Annotated in this window: 19 protein-coding genes, 1 tRNA gene and 8 pseudogenes; 19 read left to right on the top strand and 9 right to left on the bottom strand. The window is 67.5% G+C overall.

The features are described 5' to 3' along the window. The first annotated feature begins 71 nt into the window (after window positions 1–71). The gene (locus GNX96_RS55000) at window positions 72–569 is read left to right on the top strand and encodes an FAD-dependent oxidoreductase (RefSeq protein WP_279581410.1); all 498 of its coding nucleotides are present in this window, start codon (window positions 72–74) and stop codon (window positions 567–569) included. A gap of 739 nt (window positions 570–1,308) precedes the next feature. On the opposite strand, the gene GNX96_RS25010 is transcribed toward GNX96_RS55000, so the two are convergent. The 3 genes and pseudogenes from GNX96_RS25010 to GNX96_RS64760 all read right to left on the bottom strand — a co-directional run. Then, window positions 1,309–2,055 (bottom strand): class I SAM-dependent methyltransferase, encoded by a 747-nt coding sequence (locus GNX96_RS25010; RefSeq protein ID WP_279581409.1) that lies wholly within the window; start codon window positions 2,053–2,055, stop codon window positions 1,309–1,311. 96 nt (window positions 2,056–2,151) lie between these two features. Then, window positions 2,152–2,790 (bottom strand): cysteine desulfurase family protein, encoded by a 639-nt coding sequence (locus GNX96_RS54995; RefSeq protein WP_279581420.1) that lies wholly within the window; start codon window positions 2,788–2,790, stop codon window positions 2,152–2,154. Window positions 2,791–2,896: 106 nt separating this feature from the next. Then, window positions 2,897–3,310, bottom strand: a pseudogene (locus GNX96_RS64760) (aminotransferase class V-fold PLP-dependent enzyme); the annotation flags it as partial. A gap of 66 nt (window positions 3,311–3,376) precedes the next feature. Between GNX96_RS64760 and GNX96_RS25000 the strand changes: the two are divergent. Both GNX96_RS25000 and GNX96_RS24995 read left to right on the top strand, forming a co-directional pair. Then, the gene (locus tag GNX96_RS25000) at window positions 3,377–4,045 is read left to right on the top strand and encodes an ArsR/SmtB family transcription factor (RefSeq protein ID WP_163569945.1); all 669 of its coding nucleotides are present in this window, start codon (window positions 3,377–3,379) and stop codon (window positions 4,043–4,045) included. Window positions 4,046–4,099: 54 nt separating this feature from the next. Then, window positions 4,100–4,837: an MFS transporter gene (locus tag GNX96_RS24995; RefSeq protein WP_313885777.1), complete on the top strand. Its 738-nt coding sequence runs from the start codon at window positions 4,100–4,102 to the stop codon at window positions 4,835–4,837. Window positions 4,838–5,072: 235 nt separating this feature from the next. On the opposite strand, the gene GNX96_RS24990 is transcribed toward GNX96_RS24995, so the two are convergent. Both GNX96_RS24990 and GNX96_RS24985 read right to left on the bottom strand, forming a co-directional pair. Then, a tRNA-Thr gene (locus tag GNX96_RS24990) sits at window positions 5,073–5,144 on the bottom strand. 272 nt (window positions 5,145–5,416) lie between these two features. After that, window positions 5,417–5,775: pseudogene (locus GNX96_RS24985) on the bottom strand (ArsR/SmtB family transcription factor). Between the two features lie 209 nt (window positions 5,776–5,984). Between GNX96_RS24985 and GNX96_RS24980 the strand changes: the two are divergent. From GNX96_RS24980 to GNX96_RS24965, 5 genes and pseudogenes are all read left to right on the top strand, one after another. Next, on the top strand, window positions 5,985–7,433 hold the full coding sequence (locus tag GNX96_RS24980; protein WP_279581408.1) for a M28 family metallopeptidase: 1,449 nt from the start codon (window positions 5,985–5,987) through the stop codon (window positions 7,431–7,433). 32 nt (window positions 7,434–7,465) lie between these two features. After that, window positions 7,466–8,792 (top strand): annotated as a pseudogene (locus GNX96_RS24975) (NAD(P)-binding domain-containing protein). A 13-nt stretch (window positions 8,793–8,805) separates the two neighbouring features. Continuing rightward, entirely contained in the window at window positions 8,806–9,462 is a 657-nt protein-coding gene (locus GNX96_RS54990; protein ID WP_279581407.1) for an MFS transporter, read from the top strand. 38 nt (window positions 9,463–9,500) lie between these two features. After that, complete coding sequence (locus GNX96_RS54985; RefSeq protein ID WP_279581406.1) at window positions 9,501–10,046, top strand: MFS transporter; 546 nt, start codon at window positions 9,501–9,503, stop codon at window positions 10,044–10,046. Between the two features lie 131 nt (window positions 10,047–10,177). Then, the gene (locus tag GNX96_RS24965) at window positions 10,178–10,603 is read left to right on the top strand and encodes a hypothetical protein (RefSeq protein WP_279581405.1); all 426 of its coding nucleotides are present in this window, start codon (window positions 10,178–10,180) and stop codon (window positions 10,601–10,603) included. Window positions 10,604–10,630: 27 nt separating this feature from the next. On the opposite strand, the pseudogene GNX96_RS24960 reads toward GNX96_RS24965, so the two are convergent. Next, window positions 10,631–10,986 (bottom strand): annotated as a pseudogene (locus GNX96_RS24960) (ArsR/SmtB family transcription factor). A 116-nt stretch (window positions 10,987–11,102) separates the two neighbouring features. Between GNX96_RS24960 and arsB the strand changes: the two are divergent. From arsB to GNX96_RS24945, 3 genes and pseudogenes are all read left to right on the top strand, one after another. Beyond that, window positions 11,103–12,204 (top strand): annotated as a pseudogene (gene arsB, locus GNX96_RS24955) (ACR3 family arsenite efflux transporter). A gap of 112 nt (window positions 12,205–12,316) precedes the next feature. Beyond that, window positions 12,317–12,737: pseudogene (locus GNX96_RS24950) on the top strand (arsenate reductase ArsC). 294 nt (window positions 12,738–13,031) lie between these two features. Next, window positions 13,032–14,258 carry an RCC1 domain-containing protein gene (locus GNX96_RS24945; protein ID WP_279581404.1) on the top strand — a complete coding sequence of 409 codons (1,227 nt, stop codon included), beginning with the start codon at window positions 13,032–13,034 and terminating at the stop codon, window positions 14,256–14,258. 99 nt (window positions 14,259–14,357) lie between these two features. Here GNX96_RS24945 and GNX96_RS24940 read toward each other — a convergent pair whose 3' ends face one another. From GNX96_RS24940 to GNX96_RS24930, 3 genes are all read right to left on the bottom strand, one after another. Continuing rightward, window positions 14,358–14,735 carry a hypothetical protein gene (locus GNX96_RS24940; protein WP_279581403.1) on the bottom strand — a complete coding sequence of 126 codons (378 nt, stop codon included), beginning with the start codon at window positions 14,733–14,735 and terminating at the stop codon, window positions 14,358–14,360. Window positions 14,736–14,822: 87 nt separating this feature from the next. Beyond that, complete coding sequence (locus GNX96_RS24935) at window positions 14,823–15,680, bottom strand: MFS transporter (RefSeq protein WP_163569941.1); 858 nt, start codon at window positions 15,678–15,680, stop codon at window positions 14,823–14,825. A 16-nt stretch (window positions 15,681–15,696) separates the two neighbouring features. After that, window positions 15,697–16,047 (bottom strand): MFS transporter, encoded by a 351-nt coding sequence (locus GNX96_RS24930; RefSeq protein WP_163569940.1) that lies wholly within the window; start codon window positions 16,045–16,047, stop codon window positions 15,697–15,699. 178 nt (window positions 16,048–16,225) lie between these two features. Here GNX96_RS24930 and GNX96_RS24925 point away from each other — a divergent pair, with 178 nt between their 5' ends. The 8 genes and pseudogenes from GNX96_RS24925 (at window position 16,226) to GNX96_RS24895 (ending at window position 24,837) form a co-directional block, all read left to right on the top strand. Further along, a complete protein-coding gene (locus tag GNX96_RS24925) occupies window positions 16,226–18,994 on the top strand; it encodes a non-ribosomal peptide synthetase (protein ID WP_163569939.1) in 2,769 nt (922 codons plus the stop codon). Then, window positions 18,880–19,344, top strand: coding sequence for a phosphopantetheine-binding protein (locus GNX96_RS54980; protein ID WP_279581402.1), 465 nt, complete (start codon window positions 18,880–18,882; stop codon window positions 19,342–19,344). The genes GNX96_RS24925 and GNX96_RS54980 overlap by 115 nt, the downstream gene beginning before the upstream one ends. Then, window positions 19,341–20,723, top strand: coding sequence for a condensation domain-containing protein (locus tag GNX96_RS24915; protein WP_163569937.1), 1,383 nt, complete (start codon window positions 19,341–19,343; stop codon window positions 20,721–20,723). The genes GNX96_RS54980 and GNX96_RS24915 overlap by 4 nt, the downstream gene beginning before the upstream one ends. After that, the gene (locus GNX96_RS24910; protein WP_163569936.1) at window positions 20,660–22,459 is read left to right on the top strand and encodes a non-ribosomal peptide synthetase; all 1,800 of its coding nucleotides are present in this window, start codon (window positions 20,660–20,662) and stop codon (window positions 22,457–22,459) included. Before GNX96_RS24915 ends, GNX96_RS24910 begins: the two co-directional genes overlap by 64 nt. After that, window positions 22,459–23,412: a beta-ketoacyl synthase N-terminal-like domain-containing protein gene (locus tag GNX96_RS24905; RefSeq protein ID WP_163569935.1), complete on the top strand. Its 954-nt coding sequence runs from the start codon at window positions 22,459–22,461 to the stop codon at window positions 23,410–23,412. Before GNX96_RS24910 ends, GNX96_RS24905 begins: the two co-directional genes overlap by 1 nt. After that, window positions 23,346–23,819: pseudogene (locus tag GNX96_RS24900) on the top strand (ketoacyl-synthetase C-terminal extension domain-containing protein); the annotation flags it as partial. The gene GNX96_RS24905 and the pseudogene GNX96_RS24900, both read left to right, overlap by 67 nt. Beyond that, window positions 23,758–23,895, top strand: a pseudogene (locus GNX96_RS64755) (hypothetical protein); the annotation flags it as partial. The pseudogenes GNX96_RS24900 and GNX96_RS64755, both read left to right, overlap by 62 nt. A gap of 39 nt (window positions 23,896–23,934) precedes the next feature. Continuing rightward, window positions 23,935–24,837, top strand: a complete 903-nt coding sequence (locus GNX96_RS24895) for an acyl carrier protein (protein WP_163569933.1) — start codon at window positions 23,935–23,937, stop codon at window positions 24,835–24,837. Window positions 24,838–24,967 lie beyond the last annotated feature (130 nt).

Genomic DNA, 24,967 nt, shown 5'->3' with positions numbered 1-24,967 from the left:
CACCTCCACCGTTGTTTACACGAGAATCTACAACACGTATGTTTACATGAATGTTAACTTAGGGGGTGGGGATGGACGACTGCGATGTGTTGATCGTCGGCGCGGGTCAGGCCGGTTTGGCCGCTGGGTATCACCTGCGAGAGTCCGGCCTTCGGACGGTGATCGTGGATGGCGCGGACAGGGTGGGGGCGAGTTGGCGGTCACGTTGGGATTCGCTTCGCCTGTTCACCCCCGCTCGGTACGCGGGTTTGCCGGGGATGCGTTTCCCGGGTCCGCCGGAGGCGTATCCGGGTAAGGACGAAGTCGCCGAGTATCTGGCTGAATACGCGGCGGCGAGGTTCGCCCTTCCGGTGCGCTTGGGTACAGCGGTGACGGATCTGCGTAGAGACGGCGCGGGTGGTTACGTGGCCATCACCGCGAACGGTGTTCTGCAGGCTGGTCAGGTGGTGGTGGCCACCGGGCCGTTCGGGGCGCCGTACGTGCGTGCCGCCGGCGGAAGACCTGAGTCCGGATGTGCCACAGATGCACAGTTGGGCCTACCGGAGCGCGGATCATGTTGCCGGGCCTGAGATTGGGGCTGGGGTGTTGGTGGTGGGTGGTGGGAACTCGGGATTTCAGATCGCCGCGGATCTTGCCGCCGCGGGGCGTCGGGTGAGTGTGTCGATTGGTCGCCGCAATGCTTGTGTGCCGCAGCGATTGTTGGGCAGGGATATTTTCTGGTGGCAGGCCACAACGGGGCTGTTGCGGGTGAGCGCGGATTCGTGGCTGGGGCGCCGGATGCGCGAGGCGGACGGTACGGTCATCGGCTTGTCCGCGAGAGAACTGCTGCGCCGGCGCGGGATCGTGTTGCGTGCGCGGGTGAGCGCGGCTGTGGGGCGCGTGGTGCGTTTCGCGGACGGCGGCACCTTGGAGCCGGATGCGGTGGTATGGGCGACGGGTTTTTCGGCAGGATTATCGGTGGTTGCACGTGCCAGGCGTCCTCGACGAGGACGGTCGTGTCCACCATCGTCGCGGTATCACGCCCGCGCCGGGCCTTTATGTCCTTGGGTTGCCGTGGCTGCATACCACCGGTTCAGCGCTTTTGGGGTTCGTAGGCGCCGACGCGGCCTATCTGGCAGGCCGCATTCAGGAATCAGCGAAACTGAGCCTTTCCTCATGATCAATGTGGATCGACGCGCTGCCTGCGAGGCCAACGGTCGCCCCCTTCGGATCAGCGGATTCCTCCTTCAACACAGCAAAACCTGCGGAAACTTTGAGGGCCGTTGCAGCAGATGAGGCATCCCTTCACGGATCGAGCGGGAGCCGACGTTAGGCGGTGCCGTCCCAGACCAGGGTGGTTAGTTCGCGTCCGGAGGAGCCCAGGTCTGGTGGCAGCTGTGGATCGATTCCGCTGCGGCGCAGGACTGTGTCCACGTCGGCGCTGGCCTCGGGTGGGAGGCAGAGTCTGCGGCAGGTCACCTCCACGAGGTCGGTCCAGGTGGCGTGTTCGGCTTCAGGTGGTCGCGACCAGCGGTGGACGCGGGGGTGAATGCCGAGTTCGGCGAGGGCGGTGATTGCGTCGGCCACGGTGGGGCCGGTGGGGCGGTCGATGCCGTGGAAATGGCGCCAGTACGGATTCAGGTCGGTCAGTGGGTGCTGGTCGGCGATCTCCACGATCACCGTTCGGCGCGCGTGCCGGGTCAGCGCGTGGATGAAGGGAGGCAGGTCCGCGATGTTGTAGAGGACGTTGCCCACCAGCACTACATCGGCGGTCAGGCCGGCGGTCGGGTCGTGGTGCTCGGTGTTGACGGCGGCGTCCGGCCAGCCAGCTCGCAGACAGCGTGCCGGGAGTTCGAGGTTTGTCGCGCGGGTGGCGTACGCGTTCAGCAGTGCGGTGTCGGTGTCGATCGCGGTGACAGCGGTGACCGCGGCGCGGCCGGCCAGCGGCAGGCTGGTGGCGCCGGCGGCGGCACCCACGTCCAGCACCGTGCCGGGTTCGGTCAGGGCGGCGCGCGCCTGCTGGTGGGTGGCACCGATCGGGTCGGTGATTTGCCGGTCGGCGCGGCGGATGAACACCTCGCGGCAGCAGCACCCACGGCGATCGCGCCGGTTGTGGGATGGTGGCGGGGATCTGCCAGGCGGCCAGTTGCCGCGCCCAGTCCGTCACGGCGCTCACGACGTCACCGTTTGGTGGGCGGCTTGGGTGAGCAGCGCGGCGGCGTGCTCGATGTCGGTCTCGGTGCTCCACCGGCCCAGGGTCAGCCGTAATGCGGCGTTTGCCTGGTCGGCGGGCTGGCCCATCGCGGTGAGCACGGGTGAGGGTTGGTCGGTGCCTTCGTGGCAGGCCGAACCGGTCGAGGCCGCGATCTGATCGACGGCCGCGAGTAGTCGGTTGCCGGTCGTCCCCTCGATGCGGATGTTCAGCGTGTTCGGGAGCCGCCGATGGGAATGCCCGTTCAGGTGCACTCGCCCCGGCAGTGCCTCGTCGAGCTGTTGATGGAGGGCGTCGCGTAGCCGCGTCAGGTGTGCGCCGGTCTGGGTGTCGACCAGGGTGGCGGCGCGGCCGAGCGCGGCGATGCCGACGATGTTCTCGGTCCCGCCGCGGCGCCCGCCTTCCTGCCCGCCGCCGTATACCAACGGCTCCAACTCCACTCGTGCCCGTACGTACAGGGCGCCAACCCCGGCCGGCGCGTACATCTTGTGGCCGGTCACCGTCACCAAATCCGCACCCAGCGCGGCGACCTCGACCGGGATCTTCCCCATTGTTTGCGAGGCGTCGGTGTGCAGCAGCGCCTTGCCTGCGTGTGCGATCGCGGCCAGGTCGGCGATGGGTTGGATCGTGCCGGTCTCGTTTGTTGGCGTGCATGATCGTCACCAGCACGGTGTCTGGTCGCAGCGCCGCCGCCAGCGTGTCCGGGTCGACCAGGCCGTCCCGGTCGACGGGCAGCACGGTCACTTCGAAGCCGTGCAACCGGCGCAGACTGTCGCACGCCGCGAGCACGGCCGGGTGTTCGGTGGCCTGCGTGATCACATGCCGGCCATCAGCGCGGCGCGCCAGCGCGGCACCTCGGATCGCCAACGTGTCGCCGTCAGAGCCGCCGCCGGTGAACACCACCTCGCCCGCCGCGCAGCCCAGCACACCCGCTACGGCCCCGCGCGCTTCATCCAACGCGGCCCGAGCGGCGTGGCCGTACGCGTGGCCGCTGGACGGATTCCCGAACGACTCGGTCAGAAACGGTGCGCACGCCTGCGCCACCCGTGGATCCACCGGCGTCGTCGCGTTGTAGTCCAAATAGATCGGACCACCGTGCAATGCCTGCGGGACCTGCATCGCCCACCTCCTCGCATCACGACACCGACTTGTTCTACACTATTCCATGAAACATTGGAGGATGTGGTGAGTGGACGTGCGGCGAAGACGGTGTTGTTCGACCAGTTCGCCCGGGTGGGCAAAGCACTGGGGTCCGGCAGCCGGTTGGAGCTGCTGGACCTGCTCGCCCAGGGTGAGCGCACGGTGGAGGCGCTCGCGGAGACAGCCGGGCTGGGGTTGAGCACCGCCAGCGCGCACCTGCAAACCCTCAAACGCGCGCACCTGGTCGCCACCCGCCGGGACGGCACCAAGATCTACTACCGGCTCGCCGGCGAGGACGTCGCCGCTCTGTACGCGCTGGTCCGTACCGTCGCGCAGCGGCGCATCCCGGACGTGGAACCAGCGCGGCGCGACTTCCTCGGCACGGGCATCGGAGCTGGCGCCGAACCGGTTGATCGCGAGGAACTACTGGCCCGCGCCCGGACCGGTGAGGTCACCGTGCTGGACGTACGCCCTGGCGTGGAATACCAGGCCGGTCACATTCCCGGCGCCCTCAACATTCCGCTGCACGAGCTGGCCGACCGGCTCGACGAACTACCCGCCGACCAGGAGATCGTCGCCTACTGTCGCGGCGCGTACTGCGTCCTGTCCCACGACGCGACCCGACTGCTGGCCGGGCGCGGTTACCGCGCCCGCGTGCTGGCCGACGGGATGCTCGAATGGCGCCTCGCCGGCCACCCGGTCACCACCGCGTAAACGACGTTCCTGTCCAGAACGCCGACCATTTCTGCAGATCGGAAAGGGACGAGCGTGACCCGCGAGGCCACCAGCATTAGCACGAGCGCCAGCTCTGGGCCGCCGCATCCCGCGCAACGGCGGATCCTCACCGCCCTGGTGCTCTCCCAGATCCTCAGCGGCGCGGGCCTGGCCGCCGGCATCACCGTCGGCGCCCTGCTCGCCCAGGACATGCTGCACTCCACCAGCCTCGCCGGCCTGCCCAGCGCCCTGTTCACCGCCGGCTCCGCGCTCGCCGCGGTCGGCATCGGCCGCCTCTCCCACCTGCGCGGCCGCGCGCCCCGGCCGGCCTGCCGCGCCGGCTACCTCACCGCCGCGATCGGCAGCGCCGGTGTCATTGCCGCCGCCGTGGCCGCCAACCCGGTGCTGCTGTTCGCGGCCCTGTTCGTGTACGGGGCGGGCTCGGCCACCAACCTCCAGGCCCGGTACGCCGGCGCCGACCTCGCCGCCCCGGCGCGCCGTGGCCGCGCGGTCTCCACCGTTCTGGTCGCCAGCACCCTCGGCGGCGTCATTGGCCCCAACCTCGGCGCCCCCACCGGCACCCTCGCCACCACCCTCGGCATCCCCGCCGCTGGCCGGGCCGTTCCTGCTCGCCGGCGCCGCGTACGCCGCCGCCGCGCTCGCCCTGACCCTCTGGCTACGTCCCGACCCACTTCTGCTCGCCCGTGCCCTCGACGCCCAGTCCCAAGCCGACCAGACCGGCGATGGCCAGGTCGCAGATCTGTGCCGAACGTCGGTCTGCGGCTGCGGTAAAAGCGACACGCAACATTGCGGTTGGAAGAGTCAGGTGTCACGAAACGTAACTACCGCGGGTCCATGTCGCCGCTCTATGCGTCAGCAATCGAATCTCGAGATTTCCTTCAGGGCACACTCCGGGCACACTAAGTGATCCACATGCATTTTGTTGCATGCTTCGCCGGCGCCAAGGCTGATTCCCAGAAGAAAGAACCGCAGGTCAGACGGCCTGCTCGACCCTGAAAGCAGAAGAAGCAGCCTGACGGGCAAAGCCGTCGGCGGTGCATTACGAGTGCGTCGCTCTGGCCAACTGAGCTAAGGCGGCATGGTGCTGTTCGCTGCTGATCAGTCTAGCTGAGTGCTGGTTTGTCCAGGTGAGGTAGGGGGCCGCAGGTCAGTTGGAGAACCCAACCGTGTTGGTCTGTGCTGGCCCGTGGGGCCTGGTTGTGATTCTTCCGGGCACACAATGGGCACACAACCGGAACGAGAAACCCGTTTATGACCTGCTCGGTGACTACACAGAGCCAAGATTGCCCCGTCAGTGCACCTCAACAATGAAGCGCGCCCCGCATCGCAAGGGGACGCGCGTGACAACACTTACGTCGCGCTTGCGTCCAGGCCGGGGGTGGCGATGAGTGTGGAGAGTTGGGCGAGCTTCTGCTTGCGGGGCCAGTAGTAGACCCCCAGGTGCCGCGGCGTTCGCAGTCGACTAGGCCGGCTTCGCGTAGCACTTTGAGGTGGTGGGAGATGGTCGGCCCGGTCAGCTCGAAGGCTGTTGTGAGGTCGCAGACGCAGCTTTCGCCGTTGGCTGAGGTGATCAGCGACAGGAGCCGCAGGCGCACAGGGTCGCCGAGTGCCTTGAATGCTTTGGCCAGGTCAACCGCGTCGTCGGGTGTCAAGGGCGCGGTGATTAGCGGCGCACAGCAACCGCCACCGACGATGCGGGCCGATTCCATGGCCAGACTCTGATTTGACACTCCTCTATATTGACATCTATCTATTCATGTTGCAAGCTTGCCGTCGCCACCTTGTTTAGATCAATGTCTAGACAGAGGATTGGGTGGTGATTCCAAGCGGAGGAGCTGGTCATGAGCACGGATGTCACCTCAGGCGGGTTCGCCGGAGATCCAGCGCAGGCGTTCACCCCAGCCGCGACTGGTAGCTGTTGCGGAAGCGCTCCGACCGAGATATCGGCAACGCCCAAAGCAAGTGCTGGTTGTTGCGGCGAGCCGACCACGACCGAGTCGACGGGCGCTTGCTGCGGAGCACCGACCTCAGCGGCATTGGCCGCGCCGACACAGACGGACACTTGCTGCGGATGAGTACGAACGCGCTCCGCGACCACCTCGCCGCACGAGGCGACGTTTCCGTAGCTCGGCTGAGGTCGACGGTCGCGCGGTTGTCCGGCAACGAGTTCACTGGGAGACGCGTCGGCACTGCCGGCGGCCTGGCATCCGGTGAATGGCTGGCCGGACAGCTGCGTACCGCTGGAGCGAACGTGAGCGTCGACCATTTTGAGGTCGCGGCTGTTCTGGAGTTATCCGAGACTCCGGTATTGGAGTGGAGCGGTCACAGGGGAATGCGAGTTTTGGTGCATCGGCGGGATTTCGCGGAGCATCTACGCTCTGCCTCGCTGCCAACGGTTCAGACGGGCTTGCTTGGTGCGATGGACGACCAGGACTGGAACGGGCGCTGGATTGTGGCTGCCACGCCGCAGCAGCGGGTGCTGCAACGAGCCTGGGCCGAAGGTGCGGTGGGGTTGTTGGTGCCGCGGGGTGTCGATGAGGCGGGCTGGATGCCGAAGATGATCGCCGGCCCCGGAGCAGCCTCGGTTCCGATTTTGAGCGTACGAACCGATCTACACCTGGAGATGGCGGCGTCGTCAAGCCGCGGCGACCGAGCGTCTGGCTCGGTGCCGCTGCAAACGGTGGCGGCGACTGGGACCAATATCTGCGGCCTATACACGAAAAGTCGACCGGGTGCTGTGTCGGTGTTGTTGACCGCGCATCGCGATGATGGAGTGGGTGATGATCTCGATCAGCGCCTGCCGGCCGCGGCGGACAATGCCTCCGGCGTGGCCGTGATGATGGAGGCCGCGCGGCTGCTCGCGCTCGCGTTGCCAGATGGTGTCGGGTTGGCGGTCGCGTTGCTCGATGCGGAGGAAGTCGGCGCGTGGGGTTCAGCCCACCACGCGCCTCAGGTGTCGGCAGGTACGTACGTCATCAACGTCGACGGCGCCGCCCAGCTACGTGAGGCCGTCGCCGTGGAGGCCGGAGGTCCGGCCGAACCTCTGCTGTCGGCCTTGGACCAGGCGGGCCGTCAGGTCGGGGTGCCATTGCGGGCTGGGCCAATGCCGTCGGACAACCGCCGGTACGCCGCCGCGGGACTTCCCGCGATCGGTATCGGCATGGGAATGCCCGGCTACCAGACCCCGGCCGAAACGCCCGACCGTGTCGAGCCGGCGACGCTGCTCGCGGCCACCCGTCTGATCGTCGCCACGGTGCAACTCCTGGCGGCTGGCGGCATAGGTGGCGGTGTCGTCCAGGCTCATCAAAGGGGTCAACGTCCTCGTCATGATTCGCGATTATCGACCGTGATCCAACAGCATCGATAGATGAAGGTGAGCAATGAATAACCAGGTTTTCCCTGTGGTGGTGGTCGGCGCCGGCCGGCCCGATCGGGTTGGCGGCGGCGGCGCAGCTGGTCGAACGCGGCTTGGAGGCGCTGGTGTTCGAAGCCGGTGACGCGGTCAGCGCGGCGGTGCGCGAATGGCATCACGTGCGGCTGTTCTCCCGGTGGTCCGGGCTGATCGACCCGGCCGCGCGGCGCCTTCTGGAAAAGTCGGACTGGCAGGAGCCCGACCCGGACGGGTATCCGACCGGGCTGGAGTGGGCGACTCAGTATCTGCAGCCGTTGGCGGACGCGCTCGGGACCGTCGTGCGGTTGAACACGCGGGTCGTCGGAGTCGCGCGGCGTGGCCGTGATCGGGTGGTGGACGCCGGCCGGGACAATGAGCCGTTGGTCGTACGCACTGTCAGCGCCGACGGCGTCGAACACCGGGTGGTAGCGCGCGCGTGTGATCGACGCGTCCGGGACCTGGGGATCCCCCTCACCGGTCGGCGCCGATGGCCTGCCGGCCATCGGCGAGCGCGCCGCGGCGGACAAGATCAGCTATCGGGTGCCGGACCTGACCGACGCCGACAACGTGGTGAGATACGCTGGGCGGCAGGTGGCAGTGCTCGGTAGCGGGCATTCGGCGCTGACCGCGTTGGTCGCGTTCGCGGGATTCGCCCAGACGCATCCGGGAACCCGAGTGCGGTGGGTGCTACGGCGCGGCGCGGTCGGGAATGCCTTTGGTGGCGGCGAATCCGATCAGCTCGCCGCTCGCGGCGCACTCGGTCAACGCGCGCAGGTGGCGGTGGACGCCGGGCACGTCGAGGTGGTCACCGGATTTCGTACGTCCGATATCGAACGGGCCGGCGACCGGCTGGTGTTGGTCAGCGACGACGGTCGGCGACTGGACGCGGTGGACGAGGTGGTGGCGGTAACTGGATTCCGGCCGGACCTGTCCTGGCTGTCGGAGGTCCGCCTGGACCTGGACGCGCGGTTGCAGGCGCCGGTGGCGTTGGCGCCGTTGATCGACCCGAACGTACATTCCTGCGGCACGGTGTATCCGCACGGCGTCAAGGAACTGACCCATTCAGAGGCCGGGGTGTTCCTGGTAGGCATGAAAAGTTACGGACGGGCACCGACTTTCCTTGCGCTGACTGGGTACGAGCAGGTCCGCAGCGTCGTTGCCGCGATCGCCGGTGACCATCAGGCCGCCGAGCGAGTGGACCTGATCCTGCCGGAGACGGGAGTGTGCGGCGGCGCCGGACTGTTCGACGAGCCAGTCAGCGATGCTGGGGCGGGTGGATGCTGCGGCGTACCGGCGCCGGTGGAACTGACGCTTACCGCGAGCCCGCGCGACTGATCCGTCGCGAGGAATGACCATCCCCAGGCACAAAACGAACGCACGTCGCCGATGGGCGCTGGTGGGTCTGTGCGTCACCGAGATCACCAGTTGGGGCGTGATGTTCTACGCCTTCCCAGTCCTCTCCCCATCCATCACCGCCCACACCAGGTGGCCGGCCACGGTGGTGACCGCCGCGTTTTCGGTTGGGCTGGTCATCTCCGCGTTCAGCGGGATCGCGGCCGGGCGATGGCTGGACCAGCACGGCCCCCGCGCCCTGATGACCGCCGGCTCGATCCTGGGCGTGGTCGCGATGGTCTGCGTCGCGACCGCACCAAAACCTGGTGGTGTTCATCGCGGGCTGGGTATTGGCGGGACCGGCGATGGCCGCGACGTTCTACCCGCCCGCGTTCGCCGCGGTGACCCGCTGGTACGGCCCCGACCGGGTGAAAGCCCTGACCGCGCTCACGCTGGTCGCCGGTTTCGCCAGCACCGTGTTCGCGCCGCTGACCGCCGTGCTGGACTCCTGGGTCGGGTGGCGCGGCAGCTACCTTGCGCTGGCCGCGCGGTGCTGGCGGTCGTCACCATCCCCATCCACGTCTTCGTGCTGCACCTACCGTGGCCGGCGCCCGACCACTGCCCCGCCGGTCACGCTGCCCCTGGTCAGGGGGGTGGGAGCGATCGTACGTAGTCGCGGGTTCGTGGCGCTGCTGGTGGCGGTGGGGCTGGGTGGTTTTCGCGATCTACGCGGTGGTCGTGAACCAGATCCCGCTGCTGATCGGACAGGGGCTGAGCCCCACGGTCGCGGCGTGGGCGCTGGGGTTGGGCGGCGCCGGGCAGGTCCTGGGGCGATTGTTTTACCACCCGGTGCTGACCCGGATCCCGGTGGTGGCCCGTACGGTCACGATCTTCGCCGCCGGTGCGATCACCACGGCATTGTTGGCGATCCTGTCCGGGCCGGCGGTCGCGTTGATAGCTGCGGCGGTCGTTGCCGGCATGGCCCGGGGGCTATACACCCTGGTACAGGCCACCGCGGTGAGCGACCGATGGGGATCAGCCGCGTACGGCAGGTTGACCTCGATCCTGAGTGCCCCGACCACTACCGCGACCGCGATCGCCCCGTGGGCCGGTGCCGCCATCGCCACTGCCTTCGGCGGATACCGCGTGTTGTTCGCCGTCCTCGCCGTGATTTGCCTTGCGGGTGCCGCAGCGGCCGTATGGACCCGACCCACCGCGGCGGCGTCGTCCGCCGAGGCCATGGTCGCCGTCAACTAGCCATCCAGACCGGACGATGTTGCACGCAGGGCGACAGCGGACGGTGGTGTAGACATGCTGGTGTGGACGAGCGACGCCGACCAGCGCACGAGCTGGAACTTCAAGCATTTGGGGATCCGCCGAGGTTTGACATGCGAATGTTCCCGCTTCTTGGGTACGACGGGCGGCGCGACGGGAGGGTCATCCTGGCCGACACCTATGAATTGCGGGAGGTAATGGAACTGGTGGGGCGGCAGTTCCAACGGGAAAGCCATTTCGACTTCGCTCCGTTTGATGTCGAAGAATACGGGCAGGTCGGCGTTTTGTTTGACTCAGCTCGTCATTCAGCGTCCTTCCCGATCGTGGCCGGGGCGCTGGGCTGTGTCGTGAGGAGGACGGGTGGGTGCTGGAATGGATCTGGATTCATCCGTACGATCGCGGCGGGCGGGCGGCTGTTCTCGCAGGTGTGGCCCGAATTGGAAGCGACCTATGGCAAGTTCCACATTCGCGGGCCCTATAGCAAGCCAATGGAGGTCGCTCTCCACGATCTTGGCATCACCGATGGCCGCCTGATCTAACAGCGACAAAACCAAAAGGGGTGCGGGTCAGGCGAGCAGGTCGCGCAGCGCTTCCCATCGGTCAGGGACAAGGGAATACCAGGTCCAGGTTCCCCGTGGCTCGCGCCGTAAAAGTCCAGCGTTCACCAGCACCTTCAGGTGGTGGCTAACCGTCGGCTGACTCAGCCCGACCGGTTCGGTCAGGTCGCAAACACATGCCTCGCCGCCTGCGGTGGCCCGGATCAGGCTCAGCAGTGCAATCGAGTGGGGTCCGCGACCGCTTTCAGCGTCTTCGCCAACTGCTCTGCGGTCGGTCGATCCAGCGGCGCCTTCGTCGGGCCGGCGCCTACACATGCCTCAGCTACCGGTGACACCGTGGCGTCCGTACGTGCCGTCGCCGTCATCGTCCACCTCGACTCGTCATCTCAGCCAAGCCTCGACCGCATGTCCACAACCATACAGTGGACATTGATGTTCATCTATCAATGCTGCTACCGTCCCCTTTCATAGATGGACATCAATGAAAGGGGGGCGAGTGGCCGCTGAGACCAGTTCCTTGGCCGCGGTGCGGCCGGGGGTGGGTCGGTTGTCGGTCCTGGACCGTTTCCTGCCGGTGTGGATCCTCGCCGCCATGGGCGTCGGACTGCTCCTTGGGCGGCTCGTGCCTGGCTTGAATGTGGGGTTGGATGCGGTCAAGGTCGGATCGGTGTCGTTGCCGATCGCGCTCGGACTGCTGCTGATGATGTATCCCGTGCTGGCCAAAGTCCGGTACGGACACCTGAACTCGGTGACCAGCGACCGGCGAATGCTCGTCTCGTCACTGGTACTGAACTGGATTGTCGGCCCGGCGGCGATGTTCGCGCTCGCGTGGTTACTGCTGCCGGACCTGCCACAGTTCCGTACCGGCCTGATCATCGTCGGGCTGGCCAGGTGCATCGCGATGGTGCTGATCTGGAACGACCTGTCCTGCGGTGACCGGGAAGCCGCCGCGGTCCTGGTGGCGATCAACTCACTGTTCCAGATCGTCGCATTCGCCGCGCTCGGCTACTTCTACCTCACCCTGCTGCCCGGCTGGCTCGGACTGCCGCGGACCGACCTGAACGTGTCGATCTGGGTCATCGCCAGCAGCGTTCTGATCTTTCTCTTTCTCGGCATGCCGCTGCTGGCCGGCTTCCTGACCCGGTTGATCGGCGAGCGTCGTAAAGGCACGGACTGGTATGAGAACCGGTTCCTGCCCAGGATCGGGCCGCTCGCGTTTGTACGGGTTGCTGTTCACGATCGTGATCCTGTTCGCCCTGCAAGGCCACACCATCACCTCCGAGCCACTGAACGTGGTCCGCATCGCCCTGCCGCTGCTGGCGTACTTCGCCCTCATGTGGGGACTTGCGTTCATCCTCGGGAAACTGATCGGCCTGGCCTACAACCGCACCGCGACGCTGGCGTTCACCGCGGCGGGCAACAACTTCGAACTCGCGATTGCCGTCGCCATCGCCGTATTCGGTGTCACCTCAGGACAAGCACTCGCCGGTGTCGTCGGACCCCTGATCGAGGTCCCCGTCCTGGTCGCTCTGGTCTACGTGTCTCTCTGTGGGCCGGCCGCCGGTTCTTTCCCGGCGACCTGACCGTGCCCGCCCACCCCGACATCCGTCCCATCGCTGGCAAGGAATACTCGTGACCGACCTCCGCACACCCGCCGTCCTGTTCGTCTGCGTTCACAACGCCGGCCGATCGCAAATGGCCGCCGGCTGGCTCAGTCACCTGACCGGCGACGCCATCGAGGTCCGCTCCGCCGGATCAATTCCTGCTGACCAGATAAACCCCGCCGCCGTGCGAGCCATGAACGAAATCGGCATCGACATCACCGGCCAGAAACCAAAAGTCCTCACCACCGACGCTGTCCAGGCTTCCGATGTCGTCATCACGATGGGGTGCGGCGACGCCTGCCCCATCTCTCCCCGGCACACGTTACGAAGACTGGGAACTCACCGATCCCGCCGGACAACCCATCGAGATTGTCCGCCAGGTCCGTGACGACATCCGCGACCGCGTACAGCATCTGGTCACTGAGCTGCTCCCGAACCGTGCCACCCACCAGCGGACAGTGCCCAGCAATGTACGCACGGGGACCGCCAACGGCGCGGGTGACCTCGCGTGAACTGTCTGGACTGCAACGGACCGGCGGTAGCGATCTGCACCCACTGCGGGGCCGGGACCTGCCGCGACCACACCATCGTCACCATCGACCACCTCACCCCCGCACCGTGCCACTGAACCGGCAGATCCAGGTCGAACCGGCCGCTCGACGAATCCGTTGTCACGCCTGCGAGACCGCCGTCAACGTCGCCCGACAAACACACGCTCCCTAACCGTCGGGGACAGTCGCAGGCTCCGGTGTACGAGAGGATCCGCGGAAGCGCAGGTCTAATTTTGCCGCCCGGCGTGGTTGGGCTTGACGATCGTCCGTACGCGTTTGATCATCTGCGTCGTGCAAAGGACTCGACGAGCAGCCAGCATCCGGACCACTGCCAGCACTGTCGCGTCGATCGTGGCCGGCGTGACGATGCTGTTGTCTGTGGTGCCAGCCGCGGTCGCCGCCCCGGCGAGCAGTGTCCGCGGCTGGGGTGACAACTCCTACGGTCAGCTCGGCGACGACACCACCACCGACAAGACCGCGCCCGTGGTCGTCACCGGCCTGACGAACGTGACCGCGATCGCGACCAGCGAAGGCTTCTCGTTCTTCCTTGCCGCGGACGGCACCGTACGTGCGGCCGGATCGAACGCGTACGGCAACCTCGGAACTGGCGACCAGACCTACTACCACGTCCCCACCCCGGTGGCTGGCCTGGCGAACGTCTCCGCGATCGCGGCCGGCGCCACCAGCGCGATCGCGCTGCGCGCCGACGGCACCGTCTGGACGTGGGGCGACGACTCGGGCGGACAGCTCGGAGACGGCCGATTCGGATCCGGCGTTCAGGTCAACCAACCCCAGCAAGTCCCCGGACTGACTGGCGTGACCGCGATCGCCGCCGGCGCCCGGCACCTGGCCGCGCTGCGATCCGACGGCACGGTCTGGACCTGGGGATCAGACGTGTACGGCGAACTCGGACAGAACAAAACCGGTCATCCCAGCGGCTGCAACTGCAACCCCACCCCCACCCAGGTTCCCGGCCTTACCGGCATCAGCAGCCTGACCGCCGGCCTGTCCACCACCGGCGTCCTGACCACCGGCGGCGCGGTGCTGGCATGGGGCAACTCGGACGCCTTCGGGGGCATCTACGAACACGACACCCCGACCGCGATCACCGGCCTGCCACCCATCACCCAACTGTCCGAGGGATTCAGCCACACCCTCGCCCTGACCAGCGACGGCACCGTCTGGTCATGGGGAGTCAACCTCGACGGCGAACTCGGCGACGGCACGTACGGCAGCGTCCTGAACAGCCCCAAACCGGTCCCCGGCCTGACCGACATCACCCAAATCCAGGCCGCCAGCGAGTTCAGTGCCGCGCTCGCACGCGACGGATCAGTGCAAACCTGGGGAAACAACAGCCAAGGACAGCTCGGACTCGGCACCACCGACGCCCGCGCCACCACGCCCAGCAAAATCCCCGGCATCCCCACCACACTCCTGCTCAGCACCGGCAGCTACGCCCACCACATGTTCGCTGCGAGCTAGAACCTTCCGGGCGATTTTGGCCGTGTTTCTTGGCTCGATCCGCGTCAGCAGGGGCTGGCTGACGCGAGATCGACCATTGGACGGCCAGCGCCCTGAAAACTACCAGCGTAGATCGCCGCGCGCGTCGGTTGAGGTGAAGCCCCCAAGCACCGCCAAGTGGTACGAGCCAATGCCAATATCGCAGGTCCAGGACGCAGGCCCGGCCTCTGCTGAGAAGTCGGTCTGGCAGACCGCCACGTTGTCCCGGTTGTCTTGATAGAGCCACCAGTGCCCGGTGCCACTGCCATTGACGTCCGCGTCGATGGAAATCCGGCCGCCTTCGAAAAATACGGTGGGGGTGGTGCAGTTGATGTGGGCCAGATGGCAACTTGTCCGTACGGCGTCCGCCGGTGCCGCCGACGCGGCCGGCGTGAGCGCGGGTGACAGGACCAGCAGCAGGCCGGCGGCGGCGCCGGCGAAGATCTTCGCTGAATTCATCATTCCTCCCAGTGACGGGTTTCCATTCCTGGGTAAGGTATTCAGGTGGATCCGGTTGGACAACCTTTTCGGCCTCCGTCGAATGCATCAATCATCGTCTGATGCTGCGGCGATGAATTTCCGGGCTACGAAAAGGGTTCCGGCGCCGGAGAGGAGATAGACGGCGGCGAGGATGAGCCAACCCGCGATGCCGAGCTGGGTGAGCAGTATCGTCATGAGCCCTGGCGCGATCATGAGTGCGACTGCCTGTCCAGTGCCGAACATTCCCTGGTATTCGCCGTGAGCGTCGGCTGGGGTGAGGCCGACGGAAAGGCCGAGGCCGCTGCCGACGAAGCACAACTCACCGACGACGTGGACAGCGGCGGCGACCAGGAGAATCGCGACGACAGTGCCTCCGCTGGTGTGATTGCTGGCCGCGAAGATGACACATGACACCGAGAGTGCGATTCCGGCCCGGTTGGCCAGCCGCGCGGCTCCGGCGATGGTCGTGCCTGCTTTGGTGACCTTGGTGATGAAAAGCGCCATGATCACGGAGTTAAGGCCGATGAGTACGCCCATTGTCCACACCGGGGCCCGAGTGTGGGTGGTGATCCACAGCGGTACGCCGGCGTCGAGCATTCCCCAGTTGAGCGCGAGTACGCCGTTGAACGCCGTGAGGAGCAGGAAAGGCCGGTCTCTGAGGACGAGCATGCGACGCTTGACGCGAAGGTCCGAAAGAGATGTCACGTGTGGCACTCTGGCCAGCAATGCCAAGAAAAAAACAAGGGTGATCGTTCCGCACCCCAGGCACAGGGTCCGGTAGGCCGCGTCGGTGTCGACGCTGAGTACGACCGTGCCCACGACGGCTCCGCCGATGGTGCCGAGTTGGACCATGGCGTGAGCGGTCGAGACGCTGGACAGTCGCTGGTCGGGTTCGGCGAGGCCGGAGACCAGCGCGACGCGCATTCCCGGGGTGGCGCGCTCAGCGCGCGACGAGGACGCAGGTGACGGCCAGAATGGTGGGAAAGTCACGTACGACAGCAAAGGCGAACATGGCCGCGCATTGCGCGATTCCGATCGCCAGGAGGGTTTCGCGGGTCCCTATCCGGTCGGCCAGGTAGCCGAGCGGACCGCTGATCGCCAGACCGGCGATCCCGGCGGCGGTGACGCCGATGCCGAACTGTGCCGTGCTCAGGCCGATGCCGTGCAGGAAGAACAATGCCCAGCAGGTGAACCATGCTCCTCTGCTGATGCTGGACACCAGGACGGCGAGATGGACCGAGGCCATCGGTGGCCGCCGGCCGGTGTGGCGGAGGGTTTCCGGTGCGGTCATGTGGCGTCCAGGATCCGCGAGATGACGGGCCGGCGCAGGTGCTGGCGACAGGCCTGCACGATCGGGATGCCTGAAAGGGATGTGTTGCTGGACAACGACTTCTCGATCTGAGCAGATGAGGGGGACCGGTCGTTTGTCAGTGCGACAGCCAAAGCGGCAGCCGGTCGGGAGGCTGGACATGCGCGAATCCGCTGGTGCGCCACTGTCGTACGCGCAGCGGCGGCTGTGGTTTCTGCAGCAGCTGGATCCGGACAGCCCGGCCTACAACATGCGGTGCGCGCAGCGGGTACGTGGTCGCCTCGACCTGACCGTTCTGCGCCGGGCACTGAACGAGGTCGTCCGGCGCCATGACATTCTGCGGTCCACAGTGGACGATGACGGTGCCGGGCCGATGCTGCACTCCCGTACGACGGCCGATGTCGACATCGCGCTGACGATCGCCGCTCTCGACGAGGTGCCGGACCTGGCGCGCGACCGGCTGCGCCGGCCGTTCGATCTGCGCCGCGGGCCACTGCTGCGCGCGCGCGAAGTCTTCCGGATCGGTGCCGACGACCACGTGTTCCTGTTGTGTCTGCACCACATTGTCCTCGATCATTGGAGTTTGTCCGTCCTGTTGGACGAGATTTCCGCGTTGTACGAGCGTTTTGTGTCCGGCCGGCCGGCGGATCTGCCGGCGCCCGCGCTGCAGTACGCGGCATTCGCCAGTTGGCAGCGTGATCGGTTGACCGACAGCGTCCTGGCCGGTCAGCTGCGCCGATGGCGGGAACGCCTCAGTGGCATCCAGCCGGTCGCTCTGCATCCAGACCGGCCCCGTCCGATCTTCCAGGAATGGCAAGGCGAACGCGTACGACACACCTTGCCGGCGGAGGCGTTGCAGGACATTCGCGCGTTCGCCGCCGGCCACCGTGCGACGGTTTTCATGGTGGTGGCGACCGCATTGTCGGTGTTGCTCAGCCGGTACGCGCGGCAGGCCGATGTGTCGTTCGGCGCGGCGTTCGCGGATCGCAGCCGCAGCGAGCTGGCTGGCATGATCGGGTTTTTCGTCAATACGCTGGTGTTGCGGACGGACCTGTCCGGCGACCCGGGTTTCGCCGAGGCGCTCGGACGCGTCCGACGGACGGTTCTGCGGGCACATGACGACCCGGATCTGCCGCTGGAGCGGCTCGTCGACCTGGCCGGACCAGATCGGGACCTGAGCCGTCCGCCGCTGGTCAGCGTCGTGCTGTCCTATTTGAACGAAGCAGCGTCTGGCCTGCGGGTTCCTGGCTGCGACACGAGCGAGTTCGCATTTGATCCGGGTATTGTCCGGTTCGAGCTGGACCTGACGATCGGGGAGTTCTCCGATGGTCTGGAGATCGACCTCGACTATCGGAGCGATCTGTTCGACAGGCCCGCGATGCGGCGGCTGCTGGCGCATCTGGTGCGGCTTCTGACCGGTGGCGTAGCTGAACCGGACCGGCCGATTTCCGGTCTGCCGCTGCTGTCCGAGGCCGAGCGAGCCGAACTTCTGGCCTGGGGCAACGTCGACGACACGACCGCCGCGCGCGGGCCGAGGGCTGGCGGCGCTGGTCGCCGAGCAGGTCGCGCGGCGGCCGGCTGCGCCGCCGCGGTGCGCGACGGCGAGGTGGTCATCACGTACGGCGAGCTCGCCGATCGAGCGGCGGCGATGCGGGAAACGCTGCGGTCGTACGGTATCGGGTCTGGCAGTTGCGTCGGTGTCTGTCTGGAACGATCCGTTGAGCTGGTAGTGACGCTGCTGGCGGTGGTGGAAGCCGGCGGCCACTACCTGCCGTTGGATCCTGGCTATCCGGACGAACGGCTCGCCTACATGCTGGCCGCCACCGGTACGTCGGTCGTCGTCACCACCACCGCGCTGGGAGAGCGGCTTCGCGAGCCAGCGGCGACCGTGCTGTGGCTGGACGATGGACTGCCGTCCGGAGTCGCCGCCGGTCGCGCGTACGACGCGGATCCCGAGGACCTCGCCCAACTGCTCTACACGTCCGGGTCGACCGGCCGGCCCAAGGGGATCGAGCTGTCCCAGCGGGCCGTCGTCCATCTCGCCATGAACAACGGTTATCTGGAGCTCGGCGCGGATGACCGCGTGGCGCACGCGGGCAGCGTGTCGTACGACGCCGCGACGCTGGAGATCTGGGGTGCGCTGCTCAACGGCGCGGAACTGGTGGTGATCCCGCGATCGGTCCTGGTCGACCCGCAGCGGATGGCAGCCGCGATACGCGAGTACCGGATTACCGCGCAGCTGGTGACCAGCTCGCTTTTCAACCATCTCGTCGGCGCTGTTCCGGATACGTTCGCGCCGGTCAGGACGGTAGTGGTGGGTGGAGAGGCGCTCGACGTCGGGACCATCCGCGCAGTGCTGCGCAATGGCAAACCACAGCGGCTGCTGAACGGCTACGGGCCGGCCGAGAACGGCACGTACTCGACCTGGTACCCGATCGACACGGTGGCTGACGCGGACCGGTCCGTGCCGATCGGCCGGCCGGTCCGCGGTACGCGCTGCTACGTCGTGGACGACGCGCTGGAACTGGTGCCGGCTGGCGTCCCCGGCGAGCTGTGCCTGGCCGGGCTCGGGTTGGCCCGCGGGTACGTCGACGATCCGGGGACGACGGCGCGGGCGTTCGTGCCAGATCCGTACGGCGGACCAGGCGAGCGGATGTACCGCACCGGCGACATCGTGCGCTGGCGTCCGGACGGGACGCTGGATTTTCTCGGCCGCCGCGACGGACAGTTCAAGGTGCGCGGCCAACGGGTGGAACCGGCGCCGAGATCGAGGCGCGGCTGCGCGACTGTCCCGGGGTACGGTCCGCGGCCACCTTGCTGCGCGGACCGCACGAGTTGGTCGCGTACGTGGTCCCGGATGACCAGGCGCGCGAGCTGTCTGCCGCCGCGCTGCGGCGAGCGCTGGCCAGCAGGGTGCCGGCGTACATGATCCCCACGGGTTTTGTGATTGTCGACGAGTTGCCCTTGAACGCGCACGGAAAGGTCGACCGATCCAGGCTTCCGGAGTCGCCTGACGACGCCGGCGGCATGGATTTCGTGGCGCCGCGCAACGACACCGAGAAGGCGGTCTGCGAGGAATGGGCGCAGGTCCTGGCGACCGGGCTGGTCGGCGTCACCGACGATTTCTTCCAGCTGGGCGGTCATTCGCTGCTGGCCACCGCGCTGACGGCACGGCTGCGCCGGCGGCTCGGGATCCGGGTGCCGGTACGAATGTTGTTCGACCATCCCACGGCCGAAGCGTTCGCCGCCGCGATCGACGATCTCCTGGACCGCCGGTGACGCCGGAGATCTGGCTACCGGCGGCCGGAGTCCAGCAACGGATGTGGTTGGCCGACCGACTCGAACCCGGTGCCGGCCGGTACGTGGTGCCGCTGGCCTGGCAGGTCGATGCCGAGATTTCCGTTCCAAGACTGGAAAAGGCGCTGGCCAAGCTGGTCGAGCGGCACGAGATCCTGCGGACGTCGTTTCGCGAGCGCGATGGCCGGCTCTATCAGGTGGTCGGACGGCCCTGGCTGCCGGCGGTCGAGGAGGTCGGGGGCGACCGCTCCCGGTGGCTGCGCACTGCCGCGTCGCGTCCGTTCGATGTCACGACGAATCGGCTGCTGCGGGTCAGCCTGGCCCATCGTCGGGTGCTTTTGTTGTGCGTACACCATCTCATCTGGGACGCGGCCTCGATTCCGTTGTTTTTCCGTGAGCTGGACACGCATTACGCTGGACGGCAGGCACCTGCCGTCGTTCAGTTCGAGGAATTCGTACGCGCTCAGCGCGCGATGGCCGACGAGGCTGAGGGGCTCGACTACTGGACGGATTTTCTTGCTGGCGCACCGGCATATCCGGCGGTGCCGCCGCCGCTGCGCACCGGCCCGCCGGGGGCTGTCCCGGTGCGCGTACCGGATGACCTGTTCGACCGGCTGGCCGCGATGTCCGGGGTACGGCACATATCATGGTTTATGGTGCTCGCCGCCGGACTGGCGGCTCTGCTGCATCGCTGGACCGGCCAGGACGACGTGACCATCGGGGTTCCGGTCGCTAATCGGGACGACTTTCCCGAGACATTGGGGCCCTGCCTGAACACCGTCGTGGTGCGCTCGCGGATCACCGCCGCGACGACGGTCCGGCAGTTGCTGGATGGCATTCGCGACCAGGTGCTGGACTCGCTGGAATACCAAGGCACGCCGTTCGAGGCGGTCGTGGGGGCGTTGAACCCGCCACGGCGACCCGGCTGGGTGCCGTACGCGGACGTCACGCTCGCGGCCACCACCGCCTTCCGCGACGATCTGCGGCTGGGTGACGCGCGACTGGTTCCGTACGCGCTCGACCACGACGACGCCGGTTACGCCGGAAAGTTCGGGCTGACGGCGACCTTCGAGGAGATCGATGGCCGGCTACGTGGCGTGTTGATGTATCGCGGGGACCGGTTCACCACCGCTGAGGTGCGGCGGATGGCCGGCTGGCTCGGCCGTTTCACGCATTCCTTCGACACCGCCCTGGATCTTGCGGTCAAGACGCTCGATCTCCTGGATGTGGCCGAGCTCGCCGAAATCCACCGGTTCGAGGCCGGTCCACCGGCGCCCGCAGCGGCCAGCGTGCCAGCGTGCCAGCGGCCTTCGACCAGCGGTGCGCCGACCAGCCGGACGCCGTCGCCATCGGCTCATTAGAAGGCGACCTGACCTATCGCGAGCTGGCCAGCCGCGCCGATGCGGTGGCGGCCGTGCTGTCGCCACTCGTGCGGGATGCACTCGTACGCGGCCGGCGGCCGCCAGTGGTCGTGGTGGTCCTTCCCCGCGGCCCGGACCTGGTCGCCGCGATGCTGGCGGCGTGGCGGGCCGGTTCGGCGTTCTGTCCGGTCAGCCCCGGCCAGCCGGTCGACCGGCTGGCGTTCATCCTGGCCGATCTCGATGCGTCCGCGGTCATCACCGACGATCCGCGGGCGATCCGCGCCGCCGCGGCCACCGGGACCGCCGTGCTGCGCAGTGCCGCCTTTGTCGGTACGTCCGCGCAGCGCAGGCCTCAGCTGCCAAACCCGGACGACACGGCGTACGTGCTCTACACCTCGGGCACGACCGGCGAACCCAAGGGGGTCACGTACAGCCACCGCAGCCTGGCGTCAGCGACCCGCGCGTACGCGGATTTTCTCGGCGTACACAGCGAAGACCGGATCAGCTGGATCCACGACGTGTCGTTCGACATGACACAGTGCGAGGTGTGGCCGGCGTTATGCGCCGGCGCGACCATCTGCCCGTACGAGCACAGCGTGGTGGTCGCGGATCTCGCCGGCTGGCTGGCCTACCGCCACGTCACGGTGGCGTTCACCCCGACACCGCTGGCCGAGGTGTTATGGACATCCGGCGCCGACCTGACGGGCCTGCGCTGGCTGGTGTTCGCCGGGTCGCCGCTGACCGCGTTGCCACCGGCATCGGTCACCTATCGGATCTGCGACGCGTACGGGCCCACCGAGACCTTCATCGCCACCATGCACGCGGTCTCCCCGAAGTCGGCGACCGCACTCAACTGCGTCGGCCGGCCGGTCGCCGGAGCCCGCGTTTTCGTCCTGGACCAAGCTGGCCAGCGATGTCCGGTCGGGATGCCCGGCGAGATCCACGTGGGCGGCGCGACCGTCGCGGACGGCTACTGGCGGCGACCGGAGCTGACCAGCGAACGGTTCGCCGAGCGGACGTATCGAACGGGCGATCGGGGCCGCTGGCTGACCGACGGGACACTGGAATACCTCGGTCGAGCGGACCGTCAGCTCAAGATTCGGGGCTATCGCGTCGAACCAGCCGAGATCGAGGCACGCCTGCACAGCGATCCGGCGGTCCGGGCAGCCGCTGTCCACGGCCACGACGGCAGCATCCTGGTGGCGTATCTGGTTGCCGCGGCCGGTACGCCACCGGACACCAGCGCGGTGGTGGCGCGGCTGCGTACCTGGCTGCCGGCCTTCATGATTCCCACCGCGATGGTGTGGCTGGCCGAGTTGCCGATGAACGAGCGCGGCAAGGTCGACACGGCGCGGCTGCCTCGGCCCGGCGGGGTGGACCTGGTCGGACACCGTCGATGGACGCCGCCGCGGACCGAGCTGGAGCGGCGGATCGCGGCGGTGTGGACGGCCGTGCTCGGCGTCGAATCGGTCAGTGTGGACGACAACTTCTTTGATATCGGTGGAAACTCGCTCCTGCTGGCCGCACTGCACGCGCGGCTCGCCGCCGAGCTGGACGCCGGACTGACCTTCCACCGACTGTTCGAGTTTCCCACCGTACGAGCACTCGCGCGTGCTTTCGCCGTGGACACCGTCCCGGCGGACGCCACCGACGACATCGGGCTGCGCGCGCGGAGAGCTCGCCAAGCGCGAGCCGCCCGCGTACGGCCTCCCCGCCGCGACGAAACGGATCACTGATGACCGACCACATCGCCATCGTCGGGATGGCCTGCCGGCTGCCTGGTGCGAACAACGTCGAGCAGTACTGGCGAAACCTGCGCAGGGGGACCGAAAGCATCAGCCGGTTCGACACCGCGCAGCTGCTGGCCGCCGGCATCGATCCCGACACCGCACGGCATCCCCGGTACGTGCCGGCGCGCGGAGTCATCGAGAACGCCGAGTTCTTCGACCGCGCGTTCTTCGGGATGAGCCCGGCCGAGGCGGCCGGCACCGACCCACAACACCGCGTGCTGCTGGAAACCGCGTCCGTCGCGCTGGACGACGCCGCCATCGACCCGGATCGGTTCGGTGGCTGGATCGGGGTGTTCGCCGGCTGCGCACCGGTGAACGTCGACCTGCTCGCTCGCGGCGATGACGACCTGATCGAGATGATCGGCTACGACAAGGACTTCCTGGCCACCAAGGTGGCGTACAAGCTGGGCCTGCGCGGCCCGGCAATGACCGTGCTGGCCGGCTGCTCGACCTCTCTGGTGGCCGTCCACCAGGCCGCGCAGAGCCTCGCGAACTACGAGTGCGACGCGGCGATCGCCGGTGGCATCGCGCTCTGGATGCCGCAGACCACCGGCTATCTCTACGAAGAAGGCGACATCCTGTCCCTCGACGGACACTGTCGTACGTTTGACGCCGACGCCAGTGGAACGGTCGGCAGCAGTGGCGTCGCGCTGGTGGTGCTGCGTCGGCTGGAGGACGCCGTACGCGACCGTGACCGGATCGTCGCGGTCATCCGCGGCTCGGCGTTGAACAACGACGGATCCCAGAAACTCGGCTACACCGCGCCTTCGCTGGCCGGTCAGCGGGACGTCATCGCCTTCGCTCAGGCAGAGCCGAGGTCGACGCGGCCGATATCGGTTACGTCGAAGCGCACGGCACCGCCACGAAAATCGGCGACCCGATCGAGGTGGCGGCGCTGACCGCGGCGTTCCGCAAGAGCACCGACCGCGCCGGCTACTGCTGGCTCGGCTCGGTCAAGAGCAACCTCGGCCACACCGCCGCCGCCGGCGGGGTGGCCGGCCTGATCAAGACCGCGCTGATGCTCCGTCACCGCGAGCTGGTGCCGACTTTGCACGTACGACGGCCCAATCCGGAGCTGGAGCTGGACAGCAGTCCGTTCCGGATCGCCAGCAGCACTCAACCGTGGCCAGCGGATGGGCCGCTGCTGGCCGGCGTCAGCTCCTTCGGGGTCGGTGGCACCAACGCGCACGTCATCGTGGAAAGCGCACCGGCGACCGTACGCAGCGCCGCCACGAGTCGACCTGGTGTCTTCGTCATCTCCGCGGCCACCCCGAACGCGTTGCGGCGGCTGGAAAACGACCTCGCCCGAGTCACTCGAGTCCGGCACGCAGCCGCTGCCGGACGTGGCGTGGACCCTGGCCACCGGCCGGCGCCGATTCTCGTACCGGCGTGCCATCGTCGCCACCACGACGCAGGAACTGGTGGCCGGGCTGCGGACCGGGTCGCCGGCAGTCGGGTCCGGCCGGCCGGCAATGCTTGCCGCGCAGTGGGAACGCGGCGTCGACATCGATGTGCCGGTGGATGGTGAACCGCACCGTTGCGTACTTCCGCCGCATCCTTTCGAACGGACCGAATGCGACCGGACGCCGGCGCGGGCGGCCGTCGTTCGCAGGTCGGAGCCACGATGGATCCAGATCACCGAGACGATGGTCGCCGGCCACGACGCGCTTGTCATGGTCGACTGCGAGCCGGTCGCGGATCTGGTACGACAGCTGGCCACCGCGGACGCGCACGTTTCGGTCGGACCAGCCGGCGTGGAGCGCGTTGGTCAGCGGCCCGCGTTGGTCGTACGGCTGCATGACGACACGAACATCGGCACCCTTCCCACCGACCGTCGGCTGGTATTGCTCGGCAGCGGGCTCGCGGACGTACTCGGAGACGAACAGCTCTCACCACGTACGGCCGATGTGCAGGCGCTGCTGGAGAAACACCGCGGATCAGTCATCCTCTTCGACCTCGGCGAGGGCTCGATCCCGACATTTTTCCCGGCCATCCAGCCGACCGTGACCACGTACGCCTGGCGCGGCAGACGCTGGTGGGGACTGGAACAGTCGGCCGCCTCCGCTGTCGACCCCGGCACGGCTCATCGCGACGACGTCCAGGCGATCATCACCGAAGTCTGGAGCGATTTGTTCGGCTTGCCAACCGTTGGCGTACGCGACAATTTCTTCGGCCTCGGCGGCCATTCACTGCTGGCGGTTCAGATCGCCGCTCGGCTGCGCGCTCGGTTCGGTCTGGATATCCGCACCGAGGCGATCCTGAAAGGCCAGACCATCGACGCGCTGACCGGATTTGTCATAAGTCTCAGCGGAAAGCTGCCGTAACGCGGCCTCGTAGGTGGTGGTGGCAGACGCGTGGTAATGCCGTGGCGGCAGGGTCGTGACCACGGTCGTACCGATCCGAGTGCCGGACACGAACGACGCCAGCGTCCGGCCGGGGCCGACCTCCACCAAC

Source organism: Fodinicola feengrottensis (assembly GCF_010993775.1).
In the GTDB taxonomy this organism is placed as follows: Bacteria; Actinomycetota; Actinomycetes; order Mycobacteriales; family HKI-0501; genus Fodinicola; species Fodinicola feengrottensis.
This window is presented reverse-complemented; position numbering and strand designations above follow the sequence as displayed.

Excerpts from the sequence above, each read along its gene's own strand:
- GNX96_RS55000 (WP_279581410.1), top strand. The coding sequence starts at position 72 with ATGGACGACTGCGATGTGTTGATCGTCGGCGCGGGTCAGGCCGGTTTG.
- GNX96_RS54990 (WP_279581407.1), top strand. The coding sequence starts at position 8,806 with ATGACCATCCCCAGGCACAAAACGAACGCACGTCGCCGATGGGCGCTG.
- GNX96_RS24965 (WP_279581405.1), top strand. The coding sequence starts at position 10,178 with ATGCGAATGTTCCCGCTTCTTGGGTACGACGGGCGGCGCGACGGGAGG.
- GNX96_RS24940 (WP_279581403.1), bottom strand. The coding sequence starts at position 14,735 with ATGAATTCAGCGAAGATCTTCGCCGGCGCCGCCGCCGGCCTGCTGCTG.
- GNX96_RS24935 (WP_163569941.1), bottom strand. The coding sequence starts at position 15,680 with ATGCGCGTCGCGCTGGTCTCCGGCCTCGCCGAACCCGACCAGCGACTG.
- GNX96_RS24930 (WP_163569940.1), bottom strand. The coding sequence starts at position 16,047 with ATGACCGCACCGGAAACCCTCCGCCACACCGGCCGGCGGCCACCGATG.
- GNX96_RS24925 (WP_163569939.1), top strand. The coding sequence starts at position 16,226 with ATGCGCGAATCCGCTGGTGCGCCACTGTCGTACGCGCAGCGGCGGCTG.
- GNX96_RS24905 (WP_163569935.1), top strand. The coding sequence starts at position 22,459 with ATGACCGACCACATCGCCATCGTCGGGATGGCCTGCCGGCTGCCTGGT.